The 16,088-nt window shown below is 73.8% G+C and carries 5 protein-coding genes; all 5 read left to right on the top strand.

Going from position 1 to position 16,088, the window contains the following annotated elements; all coding sequences use genetic code 11:
- The first annotated feature begins 18 nt into the window (after positions 1 to 18).
- The 5 genes from G3I77_RS19895 to G3I77_RS19875 all read left to right on the top strand — a co-directional run bounded on the left by G3I77_RS19895 (position 19) and on the right by G3I77_RS19875 (position 16,083).
- Entirely contained in the window at positions 19 to 4,206 is a 4,188-nt protein-coding gene (locus G3I77_RS19895) for a type I polyketide synthase (RefSeq protein ID WP_248505575.1), read from the top strand.
- 86 nt (positions 4,207 to 4,292) lie between these two features.
- The gene (locus tag G3I77_RS19890) at positions 4,293 to 7,589 is read left to right on the top strand and encodes a type I polyketide synthase (protein ID WP_374385837.1); all 3,297 of its coding nucleotides are present in this window, start codon (positions 4,293 to 4,295) and stop codon (positions 7,587 to 7,589) included.
- Between the two features lie 56 nt (positions 7,590 to 7,645).
- Positions 7,646 to 14,167, top strand: coding sequence for a type I polyketide synthase (locus G3I77_RS19885; RefSeq protein WP_248505571.1), 6,522 nt, complete (start codon positions 7,646 to 7,648; stop codon positions 14,165 to 14,167).
- A gap of 119 nt (positions 14,168 to 14,286) precedes the next feature.
- Positions 14,287 to 14,802, top strand: coding sequence for a pyridoxamine 5'-phosphate oxidase family protein (locus G3I77_RS19880; RefSeq protein ID WP_248505568.1), 516 nt, complete (start codon positions 14,287 to 14,289; stop codon positions 14,800 to 14,802).
- Between the two features lie 219 nt (positions 14,803 to 15,021).
- A complete protein-coding gene (locus tag G3I77_RS19875) occupies positions 15,022 to 16,083 on the top strand; it encodes an N-acetylmuramoyl-L-alanine amidase (RefSeq protein WP_248505566.1) in 1,062 nt (353 codons plus the stop codon).
- Positions 16,084 to 16,088 lie beyond the last annotated feature (5 nt).

Genomic DNA, 16,088 nt, shown 5'->3' with positions numbered 1-16,088 from the left:
GTGGTGGTCGAGGAGTTCGTGGCCGCTCAGGAGGCTGTCGAGCGGGCGGAGTCGTCCGGGCCGGTTCCGTTCGTGCTGTCCGCGCGGGACGAGCCGGCGCTGCGCGCCCAGGCCCAGCGCCTGCACGACCACCTCGACGGCCACCCCGAGCAGTCCCTCGCGGACCTCGGCTGGTCCCTCGGCACCCGGAGGGCCCGGCACAGCCGCGGAGCCGTGGTGGTCGCCCGGCACCGCGCCGAACTGCTCGACGGACTCGCCTCGCTGAGCCGTGGCGAGACCACCCCGGCGGCGGTGCGCACCCCCGCGTCCCCGCGCGGCAAGACCGCCTTCCTGCTGACCGGGCAGGGCGCCCAGCGCCTCGGCATGGGCCGTGAACTGTACGCCGCGTCGCCGGTGTTCGCGGCGGCCCTCGACGAGGTCTGCGCCCATCTCGACCCCGAACTCATGCGCCCGCTGAAGTCGGTGCTCTTCGCGGCCGAGGACAGCGCGGACGCGGCACTGCTCGACCAGACGGCGTTCACCCAGACCGCGCTGTTCGCCCTGGAGACCGCGCTGTTCCGTCTCGCCGAACACCACGGCCTCACCCCGGACTTCCTGCTCGGCCACTCGATCGGCGAGGTCACCGCCGCCCACCTCGCGGGCGTCCTCGACCTGCCCGACGCCTGCGTCCTCGTGGCCGAACGCGGCCGGCTGATGCAGGCCGCCCGCGAGGGCGGCGCCATGGCGGCCGTCGAAGCCGGAGAGGACGCGGTACGCGCCGCACTCGCCCCCTACGGCGACCGGATCGCGGTCGCCGGCGTCAACGGGCCGCGCGCCACGGTCATCTCCGGCGACGCCGACGCCGTGGACGAACTCACCGCCCGGTTCAAGAAGGACGGCGCACGGGTCAAGCGCCTCCCCGTCAGCCACGCCTTCCACTCGCCGCACATGGACGAGATCCTGGACGAGTTCCGCGCGATCGCCGCCGACCTCACCTTCCACGAACCGCGCATCCCCATCGTCTCCAACGTCACCGGCGAGCCGGCCACGGCCGAGGACCTCGCCTCGCCCGACTACTGGGCCCGCCACATCCGCGGGGCCGTCCGCTTCCTCGACGGCGTACGCCTCCTGGAGGCGAGGGGGGTCACCGAGTGGCTGGAACTCGGCCCCGACGGGGTACTGAGCGCCCTGGTCGCCGAGTCCCTGGAGCAGGCCCCCGGGGTCGTGGCGCCGCTCCTGCGCAGGGGCCGTTCCGAACCGGAGGTGTTCGCCGCCGCCCTCGGGCAGGCCGCCGCACGCGGAGCAGACGTCCGCTGGGACACCGTCTTCCCCGGCGCGCACGGCACCGACCTGCCGCTCTACGCGTTCCAGCGGCAGCGCTACTGGCTCGACGCGCCCACCACCGTCACGGACGCCGCGGGCTTCGGACTCGTAGCGGCCGACCACCCGCTGCTCGGCGCCGCCGTCCAGCTGGCCGACCGTGACGAACACGTCCTCACCGGCCGCCTGGCACGCGGCACGCACCCCTGGCTGACGGAGCACACCGTCGCCGGCACCGTGCTCGTGCCCGGCACCGGACTGCTCGAACTCGCCCTGCGCGCAGGCCAACAGCTCGGCGCCGCCACGGTCGAGGAACTCACCCTGGCGGCCCCCCTGGTGCTGCCCGAGCGGGGCGCTGTGCACCTCCAGGTGTCCGTCGGCGCCGAGGACACCGACGCGACCCGCCCGGTACGCATCCACGCCCGGCCCCACGGCGACCCCGGCCACGACGGAACCTGGACCCTGCACGCCTACGGAACCCTGCGCGCCGGCACCGACGCCTCGACGGGCGAGAAGCTCATCGTCTGGCCCCCTGCCGGAGCCCGGGAGATCGACCTGACCGGTGCCTACGAGCGTCTCGCCGAGCGCGGCTACGCCTACGGGCCGGCGTTCCGCAACCTGCGCCGGCTGTGGACGGTCGGCGACGACCTCTGCGCCGAGGTCGCCCTCGACGACGACCAGCGCACCGAGGCACGCCGGTTCACGCTCCACCCGGCACTGCTCGACGCCGCCCTGCACCCGCTGCTGCCCGGAGTCGCCGGTGACGACGGCCGCCCGCTGCTCCCGTTCTCCTGGGCCGGAGTGAGCGCGACCGCCGCAGGCGCGTCCGTGCTGCGGGTCCGGCTCGCCGGAGCAGCGGCACCCGAGGCCGCGAACGGCGGCTCCACCACGGTCGCGCTCACGGTGGCCGACGGCTCGGGCGAGCCCGTCGCCGACGTGGCGGAGCTGACCCTGCGCCCCCTGTCCGCCGAGTCGCTGCGCGCAGCGGACGCCGGATCCGCCGACGGTCTGCTGCGGGTCGAATGGAGCCGGCCGACCGCCGCGGACGCCACGGCCGACCTCTCCACATGGGCGGTCCTCGGCGCCGCGCCGGACCTCGGCCTGCCGGACGGCACGGTCCGCTCCTACGCCGACCTCGGCGCGCTGGCACGGGCCGTCGACACGGGCGCACCCGCGCCCGCGGTCGTCCTCGCTCCCCACTTCTCCGCGCCCGCCGGCGACACGCTGCCGGACACGGCGCGGGAGGCGGCACACCAGGCGTTGCTCCAGGTGCAGGAGTGGCTCGCGGACGACCGGTTCGCGGACGCCCGCCTCGTGGTCATCACCCGGGGCGCCGTGGCCACCGCGGCCGACGAGGACGTCACCGACCTGGCGCACGCCCCGCTGTGGGGCCTCCTTCGCACGGCACAGTCGGAGAGCCCCGGCCGCGTCCAGCTCCTGGACCTCGACGCCACGGACACACCTGCCCTCACCGCGGCCGTCGCTTGTGGTGAGGCGCAGGTGGCGGTGCGGTCGGGTGGGTTGGTGGTGCCGCGGTTGCGGCGGGCGGTGCCGGGTGACATCGGTGAGGTGTTGTGGGGTTCTGGTCCGGTGTTGGTGACGGGCGGTACCGGTGGTCTGGGTGCTGTGGTGGCCCGGCATCTGGTGGCGGTTCACGGGGTGCGGTCGTTGGTGTTGGTGAGCCGGCGTGGTGAGTCGGCTCCTGGTGCGGTGGAGTTGCGGTCGGAGTTGGAGGCTCTGGGTGCTGACGTGAGGCTGGCGGCGTGTGATGTGACGGACCGGTCGGCTCTGGCGGGACTGCTGGCCGGGGTGGGTGAGTTGTCGGGTGTGGTGCACACGGCGGGTGTGCTGGATGACGTGACGGTGGAGGGTCTGACCGCTGAGCGGCTGCATTCCGTGTTGCGTCCGAAGGTGGACGCGGCGTGGTATCTGCACGAGCTGACCCGGGAGATGGGTCTGCGGGCGTTCGTCGTGTATTCGTCGGTGTCGGGTCTGCTGGGTACGGCGGGGCAGGCGAACTATGCGGCGGGCAACGCGTTCCTGGATGCGCTGGCGGCTCATCGCCGGGCGGCGGGACTGCCCGCGACCTCCCTCGCCTGGGGCCTCTGGGAGGAGACCAGCACCATCACCGGCCACCTCGCGGAAGCGGACCTGCGCCGCCTGGCCCGCTCCGGCCTGCTGCCGCTGGCCACGGACGACGCGATGGCCCTCTTCGACGCCGCCCCGGCCACCGGCGAGAGCGTCCTCGCCGTCACCCGGCTCGACACCCGGGCGATCCGCGCCCTGGGCGACTCCGTACCGCCCCTCCTCGCCGGACTCGTCCGCGGGAACAGCGTCCGCCGCCCCACCGCGGCGGGCGACGCCCCCGCCGGCCGCCCCGAGGGCCAGGGTCTCGCCGAGCGGCTCGCCGCCCTGTCCGCGAGCGACCGGGAGCGGGCCCTGGTGGATCTCGTCCGCGGCCGCGTGGCCGCCGTCCTCGGACACGCCGACCACACGGCGATCGACGCCGACCGGCCGGTCCAGGAACTCGGCTTCGACTCCCTCACCGCCGTCGAGCTGCGCAACCAGCTCGCCGCCGAGACGGGACTGCGCCTGCCGACCACCCTGGTCTTCGACCAGCCCACGCCCAGGGCGCTCGCCTCGTACCTGGGCGACCGGCTCACCGTCGAGGAGAGCGCGCCGGACGAGCCGGTCCTCGCGGAACTGGCCCGGCTCGAGGCCGCCATCGAGGCGGCCGCCACCGACGCGTCCGCCCACGGCCGGATCACCGCCCGCCTGCGCGAACTCCTCGACGCCGCCGACAGCGCGGCCGGGACCCCGGCCGGCACCGCGGACCAGGACCGGGACGACGACCTGGACTCGGCCACCGACGACGAACTGTTCGCCCTCGTCGACGAGCTGAACTGAGCACCACCGCCCACTACGACACCGATCACCGGACGACACACGGGAGTTGACACACCATGGCGGGCGAGGACAAGCTCCGCGACTACCTGAAGAAGGCCGTCGCCGATGCCCGTGAGGCACGCCGGCAGCTGCGCGACATCGAGGACAGGCGGCGCGAGCCGATCGCGATTGTGGGCATGGCATGCCGCTTCCCCGGCGGCGTGTCCTCGCCCGACGACCTGTGGCGCCTCGTGGCGGACGGCACCGACGCCGTCGGCCCCTTCCCCGGCAACCGGGGCTGGGACGTGGACGGCCTCTACGACCCGGACCCCGACCGCACGGGCACCTCGTACGCCCGCGAAGGCGGATTCCTCTACGACGCCGACCGGTTCGACCCGGCCTTCTTCGGGATGTCGCCGCGCGAGGCCATGGCGATCGACCCGCAGCAGCGGCTGTTGCTGGAGACGGCCTGGGAGGCCTTCGAGCACGCCGGCATCGACGCCACCGCCCTGCGCGGCTCGGACACCGGCGTGTTCACCGGCCAGATGTACAACGACTACGGCTCACGCCCCCACCTGCCGCCGGAGGATTTCGAGGGGTACCTGTTCAGCGGCAGCGCGGGCAGCATCGCCGTCGGCCGGCTCTCCTACACCTACGGCTTCGAGGGCCCGGCGGTCTCCGTCGACACGGCCTGCTCGTCCTCGCTGGTCGCCCTGCACCTCGCCGTGAACGCGCTCCGAGGCGGCGAGTGCTCGCTCGCCCTCGCCGGCGGCGTCACGGTGATGTCGACTCCGGTGGCCTTCCTGGAGTTCTCCCGCCTGCGCGGCCTGTCACCCGACGGCCGGTGCAAGTCCTTCGCGGCCGGGGCCGACGGTGTGGCCTGGGCCGAGGGGGCCGGAGTCCTCGTCGTCGAGCGCCTCTCGGACGCCGTGCGCAACGGGCACCGGGTGCTGGCGGTGGTGCGGGGCAGTGCGGTGAACCAGGACGGTGCCTCGAACGGTCTGACGGCACCGAACGGCCCGTCGCAGGAGCGTGTCATCCGCCAGGCCCTTCAGAACGCCTGCCTCACGCCCGCCGAGGTGGACGCGGTGGAGGCGCACGGCACGGGCACGCGGCTGGGTGACCCGATCGAGGCGCAGGCGCTGCTGGCGACCTATGGCCAGGACCGTGAACAGCCTTTGCTGCTCGGGTCGTTGAAGTCGAACATCGGGCATGCGCAGGCTGCCGCGGGTGTCGGTGGTGTCATCAAGATGGTGCAGGCGATGCGGCACGGGGTGCTGCCCCGGACGCTGCATGTGGATGAGCCGTCGCCGTTCGTGGAGTGGGACACGGGCTCGGTCGAGCTGCTGACCGAGGAACGCAAGTGGCCGGCGCGGGAGGACGCGCCACGCCGAGCGGGTGTCTCCTCCTTCGGATTCGGCGGCACCAACGCGCACGTGATCCTCGAGGAGGCCCCGGCCGCCGCGCCCGCCGACACCATCAGCAAGCCCGCCCTGCCCGCCCTGCCGTGGCTCCTGTCCGCGCGCACCCCCCAGGCGCTCACCGCCCAGGCCGAACGGCTCCACGCCTTCGCCTCGGCCCCCGGCGCCCCCGACCCCCTCGACATCGCCTACTCCCTGGCCACCACCCGCGCCGCCCTCCCGCACCGTGCCGCGGTCGTGGGCAGCGAGCGCACCCAACTCCTCGACTCCCTGCATCACTTGACACCCGTCAACCCCTCAGGGGGTGCCCTGGCGGTGGTGTTTTCGGGTCAGGGTGCTCAGCGGGTGGGGATGGGGCGGGAGTTGTATGGGGCGTTTCCGGTGTTTGCGGGGGCGTTGGATGAGGTGTGCGGGGTGTTGGATCCGTTGTTGGGCGGGTCGTTGAGGGAGGTGTTGTTCTCGGCTGAGGGTTCGTTGTTGTCGCAGACGGGGTGGACGCAGCCGGCGTTGTTCGCGTTTGAGGTGGCGTTGTTCCGGTTGGTGGAGTCGTGGGGTGTGCGGCCTGGTTTTGTGGCGGGTCATTCGGTGGGGGAGTTGGTGGCTGCGCATGTGGCGGGGGTGATGGGTCTGGGTGAGGCTGCTCGGTTGGTGGCGGCGCGTGCGGGGTTGATGCAGGCGTTGCCGGCGGGGGGTGTGATGGTCGCGGTGGAGGCCTCGGAGGGGGAGGTGCTGGCGGCGATCGGTGATCGTGGTGGTGCGGTGGGTGTGGCGGCGGTGAACGGGCCGTCGGCGGTGGTGGTTTCGGGTGTGGATGGTGCGGTGGAGGAGGTGTTGGCGGGGCTGGCGGGTCGGCGTGTGCGTCGTCTTGAGGTGTCGCATGCGTTTCATTCGCCGTTGATGGACGGGATGGTGGAGGAGTTCCGTTCGGTGGCGAAGGAGGTGCGTTACGAGGCTCCTCGGTTGGGGGTGGTGTCGACGGTGACGGGCCGGGTGGCCGAGGGGGAGGATCTGCGGTCGGCGGACTACTGGGTGACCCAGGTCCGGCAGGCGGTCCGCTACGGCGACGCCGTCACCACCCTGGAGTCCGAGGGCGTCACGACCATCCTGGAACTCGGCCCCGGCGGCGTCCTCGCCGCCCTCGCGGCCCAGGCCGTCCGCGACCCCGACGCCCTGACCGCCACGGTCGCCACCCGCGCGGGACGTCCCGAACCGGAGACCCTGGTCGAAGCGCTCGGCACCCTGCACGCCCGAGGCGTGCCCGTCGACTGGGAGGCGTTCTTCGCCGGCTCCGGAGCCCGCCGGGTCCCGCTGCCCACCTACGCCTTCGACCGCCGGCGGTACTGGCTCGACGAAGTCGCGACCGGCGGCCACGACGCCGGTCCCGTCACGCGCGTGGCGCCCGGCATCCCGGAGGAGGCACCCCGGGCCGTGCCCCTGGCCGAGCGGCTCGCGCCGCTGGGCGACGCACAGCGGGAGCAGTACCTCCTCACCCTGGTCACGGAGCTGGTCGCGAAGGTGCTCAAGCACCCCGACACCTCGGCCGTCGTGCCCCACCGCCCCTTCCAGGAACTCGGCTTCGACTCCCTGACCGGCGTCGAACTGCGCAACCGGCTCGGCGCCGAGACCGGCCTTTCCCTGCCCGCCACCGTCGTCTTCGACCATCCGACCCCCAGCGCGCTCGCGGCCTACATCCAGGCGCAGGCCGCCGCACCCGGCCCCGGGGGCGGATCGGTTCGTGCCGCGACCGAGGAACTGGACCGGCTGGAGGCGTCCGTGGACGCCCTGGCCGCGGACGGCCCGCATCCGGACGAGACGCGCGTGGCGCTGTCCGCGCGGCTGCGGGCACTGGCCGACCGTCTCGCGGGACCGGCGGACACACCGTTCCCGTCCGCCGCCGACACCGAGGTCGCGGACCTCACGGACGCGTCCGCCGACGAGATCTTCGACTTCATCGACACCCAGCTCGGCCGGGCCGCGGACTGACGCCGCCCGCCGCCCGCACCACCACCCTTCCGGTACCGAGGAGAGACTGATTCCGCATGTCCGCTGACATGTCCCGCGCGCAGGAGCAGGCCCAGACCAAGGAACAGAAGCTCGTCGACTACCTGAAGTGGGTCACCGCCGACCTGCAGAAGGCGCGCGAGCGCATCGAGACGCTCGAGTCGGCCGCCACCGAACCGGTCGCCATCGTGGGGATGGCATGCCGCTTCCCCGGCGGCGTCACGTCCCCGGACGACCTGTGGCGCCTCGCCGCCGAAGGCCGGGACGCCATCAGCCCGTTCCCCACGGACCGCGGCTGGGACCTCGACGCGCTGTACAGCGCGGACCGCGACGAGCCCGGCACGTCGTACACCCGGGAGGGCGGATTCCTCGACGGGGCCGCCCTGTTCGACGCCGACTTCTTCGGCATCTCGCCCCGCGAGGCCCGCGCGATGGACCCTCAGCAGCGCGTCCTCCTGGAGACCGCGTGGGAGGCGTTCGAGGACGCCGGGATCGACCCCGCCACGCTGCGCGGGAGCCGTACCGCCGTGTTCGCCGGTGTGATCGAGCAGAGCTACCTCGGACTCGAAGGGCCCGCCGAGCTGGAGGGCCACCTCATGACCGGCAAGCTCAGCAGCGTGGCCTCCGGCCGCATCGCCTACACCCTCGGTCTCGAGGGCCCGGCCGTCTCGATCGACACCGCCTGCTCCTCCTCGCTGGTCGCCCTCCACCTCGCGGTGGAGTCGGTCCGTCGCGGGGAGTCCACCCTCGCGCTCGCCGGAGGCGCGACGATCACCGCGACCCCGGGCGGATTCGTCGACTTCTCACGCCAGGGCGGACTCGCCCCCGACGGGCGGATCAAGTCCTTCGCTGCCGCGGCGGACGGCACCTCCTGGTCGGAGGGCGTGGGCCTGCTGGTGGTGGAACGCCTCTCGGACGCCGTGCGCAACGGGCACCGGGTGCTGGCGGTGGTGCGGGGCAGTGCGGTGAACCAGGACGGCGCCTCGAACGGTCTGACGGCGCCGAACGGCCCGTCGCAGGAGCGCGTCATTCGCCAGGCCCTTCAGAACGCCCGTCTCACGCCCGCCGAGGTGGACGCGGTGGAGGCGCACGGCACGGGCACGCGGCTGGGTGACCCGATCGAGGCGCAGGCCCTCCTGGCGACCTACGGCCGGGACCGGGAGCGTCCCCTGCTCCTCGGCTCGCTGAAGTCCAACATCGGCCACACCGTCGCCGCCGCGGGGGTCGGCGGCGTCATCAAGATGGTGCAGGCCATGCGGCACGGCCTGCTGCCCCGGACCCTGCACGTCGACGAGCCGACGCCCATGGTCGACTGGAGCTCCGGCGCGGTCGAGCTGCTCACCGAGGCACGCGAGTGGCCCGCCCGGGCAACGGCCCCGCGCCGCGCCGCCGTCTCGGCCTTCGGCGTCAGCGGCACCAACGCCCACGTCATCCTGGAGGAGGCCCCGGAAGCGGAGGACACCGCCCCGGAGCAGACCCGGACGCTCCCGGCCGTGCCCTGGCTCCTCTCCGCACCCGACGAGGACGCCCTGCGCGCCCAGGCCCGCCGGCTCCACGAGCACGTCGCGGCCCACCCCGAGCAGTCCGCCACCGACCTCGCCTACTCCCTCGCCACCACACGCACCCTGCACGACCGCCGCGCCGTCCTGACCGGAGCAGACCGCGCCGAGCTGTCCGACGCCCTCCGGCAGCTCGCCGAAACGCCCACGAGCGTCGAGGCACCCGTCCGTCCCGGTGGTCTGGCGGTGGTGTTTTCGGGTCAGGGTGCTCAGCGGGTGGGGATGGGGCGGGAGTTGTATGGGGCGTTTCCGGTGTTTGCGGGGGCGTTGGATGAGGTGTGCGGGGTGTTGGATCCGTTGTTGGGCGGGTCGTTGAGGGAGGTGTTGTTCTCGGCTGAGGGTTCGTTGTTGTCGCAGACGGGGTGGACGCAGCCGGCGTTGTTCGCGTTTGAGGTGGCGTTGTTCCGGTTGGTGGAGTCGTGGGGTGTGCGGCCTGGTTTTGTGGCGGGTCATTCGGTGGGGGAGTTGGTGGCTGCGCATGTGGCGGGGGTGATGGGTCTGGGTGAGGCTGCTCGGTTGGTGGCGGCGCGTGCGGGGTTGATGCAGGCGTTGCCGGCGGGGGGTGTGATGGTCGCGGTGGAGGCCTCGGAGGGGGAGGTGCTGGCGGCGATCGGTGATCGTGGTGGTGCGGTGGGTGTGGCGGCGGTGAACGGGCCGTCGGCGGTGGTGGTTTCGGGTGTGGATGGTGCGGTGGAGGAGGTGTTGGCGGGGCTGGCGGGTCGGCGTGTGCGTCGTCTTGAGGTGTCGCATGCGTTTCATTCGCCGTTGATGGACGGGATGGTGGAGGAGTTCCGTTCGGTGGCGAAGGAGGTGCGTTACGAGGCTCCTCGGTTGGGGGTGGTGTCGACGGTGACGGGCCGGGTGGCCGAGGGGGAGGATCTGCGGTCGGCGGACTACTGGGTGACCCAGGTCCGGCAGGCGGTCCGCTACGCCGACGCCGTCACCACCCTGTACGACCAGGGGGTGCGGACCATCGTGGAGATCGGCCCCGGCGGCGTCCTCACCGCCCTCGCCCAAACGGTGCTCGCGGACCGGGACGACATCACCGTCCAGGCCCTCCAGCGCCCCGACAGGCCCGAACCGTCCGCGCTGGCCGACGCCATCGGCACCCTGCACGCCCGAGGCGTGCCCGTCGGCTGGGAGGCGTTCTTCGCCGGCTCCGGAGCCCGCCGGGTCCCGCTGCCCACCTACGCCTTCCAGCACCAGCGGTACTGGGCCGACGCGCTCGCGGCCGGCCGCCGTGACGCCGGCGGGTTCGGCCTGGACAGCACCGATCACCCCCTCATCGGCGCCGCGCTGTTCCCCGGCGACCGCGACGAAGCCCTCTTCACGGCCCGCCTGTCGGCCCGCACGGACCAGCTCCTCGCGGCCCACACCGTCGCCGGGGAGACCGTCGTGCCCAGCACGGTCCTCGCCGAACTGGCCGTCCGGGCCGGGGACGAGACGGGCTGCACGGCCGTCGACGAACTCGTCGTCGACGCGCCGCTGGTGCTGCCCCGTGAGGGGGCCCTGCACCTCCAGGTCCGCGTCGGCGAACCGGACACCGCCGGCCGGCGCGTCCTCACCGTCCACGCCCGGCCCGACGAGGCCGACGCGTCCTGGACGCGCCACGCACACGGCCTCCTCAGCGAGACCCCCCTCGTCCCGCCGGCGGACACCGAGCCGGCCACCCCATGGCCACCGGCCGACGCCGAGCCGGTCACCGGCGCCGCCGCGGACGGCGGTGCGTTCCCGGACGCCACAGGCGAGTTGTACGAGCGGTTCGCCGCCGCCGGTGTGCACTACGGGCCCGCGTACCGAGGGCTCACCCGGATGTGGCGGCGCGCCGGCGAACTCTTCGCCGAGGTGGCCCTGGCCTCCTCCGGCGCCGACCCGCGCGCCGAGGGGTTCGGGCTGCACCCGACCCTGCTGGAGGCCGCCCTGCAACCGCTGTACGCCGCAGGACTGCCCGGCCTGCCGCCCACCGCCACCCGATGGCGCGGTCTGCGCCTGCACGCCACCGGCGCGGACACCCTGCGCGTGCACCTCGCCCCGCTCCCCGGCGCCGACGACACCTACGCGGTGCGCCTCACCGACCCGGCCGGGCAGGTGGTCGCGGTGGCCGACGCCGTGACCGTCGGCCCCGTCCGGGCCGAAGCGCTGCGGGCCGCCCGCTCCCGGCACCGCGACGCCCTCCACCACGTGGAGTGGATCGCCCGCCCCCTGCCCGCCGCTGCCCTGAACTGGCTCACCCTCGGCTCCGCCGCGCACCCGGACGTACCCGCCGTCACCGCGGCCGCCAAGGCGGCCGGCGAGCGCCCCGGGGCCGTACGCCTCGACCTGACCACCCCCGCGGGAGCGACCGCGGAGGACGCCGTCAGGGACACCGCGGGCCGGGCCCTGTCCTGGGCGCGGCAGTGGCTCGCCGAGGAGGCCCTGGCCACCACGCCTCTGGTCGTCGTGACCCGTGGCGCCGTGGCCGTCACCGGCGACGAGGACGTCACCGACCCCGCCGCCGCGGCCGCCTGGGGCCTGCTGCGCTCGGCACAGTCGGAGACGCCGGGGCGGATCGTCCTGGTGGACGCGGACGGCGAACCCGGCCCGGACGCGCTGTCCGCCGTGGTCGCCGCCGGCGAACCGCAGGCCGCGATCCGCGGGAACACCGCCCCGGGCGGCGCCCCCCGGATCCACGTACCGCGCCTGTTGCGCACCCCGGTACCGGAGCCCGCGGCCGACGGCCCCCGCACGGTGTGGGACCCCGACGGCACCGTCCTGGTCACCGGCGGTACGGGATCGCTCGGCGCCCACTTCGCCCGCCACCTGGTCACCGGACACGGTGTCCGCCATCTGCTGCTGGTCAGCAGGCGCGGCCCGGACGCCCCGGGCGCCGCCGAGCTGTGCTCGGAACTGCGCGCCCTCGGCGCGACCGTGACCGTGGCCGCCGCGGACGTCGCCGACCGCACCGCCCTCGCGCGCGTCCTGGCATCCGTGCCGGACGCGCACCCGCTGCGCGGCGTCGTCCACACCGCGGGCGTCCTCGACGACGGCGTGCTCGCCTCGCAGACGCCGCGGCGCCTCGACGCCGTGCTGCGCCCCAAGGCCGACGCGGCCTGGAACCTGCACGAGCTGACCCGGGACGCCGGCCTGACGGCGTTCGTGCTCTTCTCGTCCGTGGCCGCAGCCGTCGGCGGCCCCGGCCAGTCCACCTACGCCGCGGCCAACGCCCACCTGGACGCGCTCGCCCAGCACCGCGCCGCGTCGGGGCTGCCCGCCACCTCCATCGCCTGGGGCCTGTGGGAGCAGGCGACCGGGCTGACGGGCGGCCTGACCGAGACGGACCTGAAACGGATCGCCCGCAGCGGCTTCCGCACCGTGCCCCAGGAGCTCGGCACGGCCCTGTTCGACCTGGCCCTGGACACCGGCCGCCCCTACCTCGTGGCCACCCCCCTCGACCTCCCCGTCCTGCGCCGCCAGCCGCAGGTTCCGGTGCTGCTGAGGTCGCTGGTGCGGGTGCCGGTCCGCGCCACGGCACGCGGCGCGGCCGACGCGGGGCCCGCGCTCACCGACCGGCTCGCCGGACTCGACGAGACCGAACAGCTCACGGTCGTCCTCGACGCCGTGTCGGCCGAGATCACCCGGGTCCTCGGCCGCTCCGGCGCCGTCGACCCCGAACGCCCCCTGCAGAGCAGCGGTTTCGACTCCCTCACCTCGGTCGAGCTGCGCAACCGGCTCGCCACGCTCACCGGCCTGCGGCTGCCGGCCACCCTGGTCTTCGACCATCCGACGCCCCGGGCCCTGGCGGCCCACCTGCGCACCGAACTCCTCGCGCCCCAGGACGACACCGGGCCGGGCCCGGCCGTGGACTACGCCGCCGACCTCGACCTGCCCGCCGACATCCGCCCGGCCGGCGAGGTCGTCCGCACCGTCACCGACCCGTCGGACCTCCTCGTCACCGGAGCGAGCGGCTTCCTCGGAGCGTTCCTGGTGCGCGACCTCATGCGCACCACGACCGCCCGCCTGCACTGCCTGGTGCGCGGCGCCGACGACGCGGCGGCGTACGAGCGGCTGCGCTCCAGCCTCACCTGGTACCGCGTGTGGGACGAGATCGACGAGAGCCGGCTGCGGGTCCGCGCCGGGGACCTGGCCGAGGAGCGACTCGGCCTGACCGAGGAGGAGTTCGACGGCCTCGCCCACACCGTGGACGCCGTCTACCACGCGGGCGCTACCGTGCACTGGCTCCACCCCTACGAGGCACTGCGCGCGGCCAACGTCCACGGCACCCGCGAGATCCTGCGCCTCGCCGCCCGCCACCGCACCGTCCCGGTGCACTACATCTCCACGGTCGGTGTCTTCAACGGCCCGGTCACCCCCGGCGTCCCCCTGAAGGTCACCGACCCGACCGGCCCCGCCGAAGCGCTGCCCAGCGGCTACCTCCAGTCCAAGTGGGTCGCCGAACAGCTCGTCGGACTCGCCCGGGAGCGGGGTCTGCCGGTGTCCGTGCACCGCGTCGACGTCATCTCCGGAGACACCCGCAACGGGGCCTGCCAGACCCGCGACTTCGTCTGGCTCAGCCTCAAGGGCCTCCTCCAGGCGCAGGCCGCACCGGCCGGCGTCGCAGGCCGCTTCCATCTGCTGCCCGTCGACTACGTCAGCGCCGCCATCGTCGGGATCTCGCGGCGCGAGCCGGCCGGCGGCACCTTCCACCTGTTCAACCGGAGCTCCCTGAGCCTCGCCGACTGCGTGTCGTACCTGCGCGAACTCGGGTACCGGCTCGACGAGACGGACCGGGAGCGGTGGAGCGCCGCGGTGCGGTCCGACCGGGACAACGCCCTGCTGCCGCTGCTGCACGCCTTCGACATGATGACGTCCGACACCGACGGCTTCTACCCGCCCATCGACACGGCCGAGACCGAGGCGGCACTGGCCGGCACGGACATCGCCTGCCCGCCGCTGACGCGCGAACTCTTCGGCAGGTACGTGGAGTTCTTCGTCCAGGAAGGGCACTTCCCGCCCGCCCCGTGATCCGTGAGGTCCGCCGTTCGGACCCCTCCGGCCGGCCGCCCGGCTGCTCCCCGCGAGCAGCCGGGCGGCCGGCCCGTCCCCTCTCCGTCTGTCCTCCGTCCGCGAATCGAGGTATCGCCATGGGCGCCGCACAGGTGCGTTCGTTCTCCGAGATCGAGGCCGCCTTCGTCACGTACGTCCAGCGGACCGTCTACTGCACGATGGTCACCGTCGACCGGCACAACCGCCCCCGGGCCCGTGTCGTGCAGCCCGTGTGGGAGACCGTCGACGAGCGCCCCGTCGGCTGGCTTGCGGTCTTCCGCACCCCGGTGAAGGCCGCCCACCTGGCGAACAACCCCCACACCACGTACGCGTACTGGCACCCCTGCCAGGACGCGGTGTTCGTCGACAGCGTCTCGGCCTGGGTGCACGACCGGGACACCAAGCTGTGCGCCTGGGAGCTGTACCGCCGCAACAGCCCCCCGGGCGTCGGCTACGACCCCCACCTCTACTGGAGCGCCGGCCCCGACAGCCCCGACTACCACCTGCTGCGCATCGACCCCTGGCGCGTCCAGGTCCTGCGCGGCTCGGACCTGAGCAGCCGCATCTGGACGGCCGGTCCTCCGCCGCACCTTCGACCGTCTGTCCCGAACTGACACAGGTGTGCCCCCCCCCTCGACGCGGCAGCGTCGTAATCGCGCCTATTTTGCTCAGGTGGCGTACGGCGAGGTCAGCGACGGGGTGAGCGGCGCGAGAATGGTGAGGGTCCGGCAGCACGCCCCGAGAACGGGCACGTTGCGCGACCAGGCACGCTCCCCACTGTGATCGGACCGTCTTCAGACCGGCACGCACGCGCCGGAACGGAGGACTGACTCATGGCCACCCCACTCACCGCCGCCCGGCTCGTCGCCGCGTTGAAGGCCGAGGGCTGCGCCGTTCACGAGGTCGCCGGCTGGCGCACCAACAACCGTAACCACATAGGCCCTTGGGGTCCCGTGCACGGTGTGGTGATCCACCACACCGTCACCGGCCCCGGCACGAACGTCGTCGGGCTGATCTTCCACGGCCACAGCGCCCTGCCGGGCCCGCTCGCCACCGGCTGCATCACCAAGGACGGCGTCGTCCACCTCGTCGGGAACGGCCGCGCCAACCACGCCGGCGGCGGCGACGGCGACGTGCTCAACGCCGTCATAGGCGAGTCGTACGGCACGTATCCTCCCCCGACCCACGAGCACGACGGCTCGGCCGGCGCGGTCGACGGCAACGCCCGGTTCTACGGCTGGGAGTGCGAGAACAAGGGCGACGGCAAGGACCCGTGGCCGCCCGCCCAGTACCTCGCGATGATCAGGGCCACCGCCGCGATCTGCCGCGCGCACGGCTGGGGCCCCAAGAGCGCGATCGGCCACCTGGAATGGAGCGACTGGAAGGTCGACCCGCGCGGGTTCGACATGGCCGACTTCCGCCGTGACGTCGCCGACGCCCTGGCCCTTCCGGCGGGCCTGTGGGAAGGAGAGGACCCCATGCCCCAGTACGTCAACCTCGGTGCCACCCGGCCGTACCCACTCGCGCCCGGCGCCTGGGACTCGGTGGAGTTCACCACGGAGTGGACCGACGAGACCGGCCACCACGCCACCGGCGGCAGCGTCTTCGCCCGTGGCCCGGCCCGCTTCACCGGGACCGTCAGCGTCCACATCGACGGTCTCCCGGCGGGTGCGGTCGTCCAGGCGCGCATGTCGGAGTACGAGGGCGATCAGCACCGCATGGACCATCCGATCCACGAGATCGTGGGGACGGGCGGCGGCACCTTCGCCGTCCTGCCCGTGACGAAGCGGATCCCGTCGGGGCGCAGGATGCGGGTGCGGCTGCTGAACCAGACCGCCGTCCCGGTCACCGTCGCGAGCGTCGTGCTGACCGTGCTGGTGTGGAAGGAGCCGTGAGAAGC

Source organism: Streptomyces sp. D2-8 (assembly GCF_023184515.1).
Classification (GTDB): Bacteria; Actinomycetota; Actinomycetes; order Streptomycetales; family Streptomycetaceae; genus Streptomyces.
Note: the sequence above shows the minus strand (reverse complement) of the source record. Positions and strands in the feature narration are given on the sequence as shown.

What these genes read in the sequence shown, in the direction of transcription:
- G3I77_RS19875 (WP_248505566.1), top strand. Translation starts at nt 15,022, where the DNA reads ATGGCCACCCCACTCACCGCCGCCCGGCTCGTCGCCGCGTTGAAGGCC.
- G3I77_RS19885 (WP_248505571.1), top strand. Translation starts at nt 7,646, where the DNA reads ATGTCCGCTGACATGTCCCGCGCGCAGGAGCAGGCCCAGACCAAGGAA.
- G3I77_RS19880 (WP_248505568.1), top strand. Translation starts at nt 14,287, where the DNA reads ATGGGCGCCGCACAGGTGCGTTCGTTCTCCGAGATCGAGGCCGCCTTC.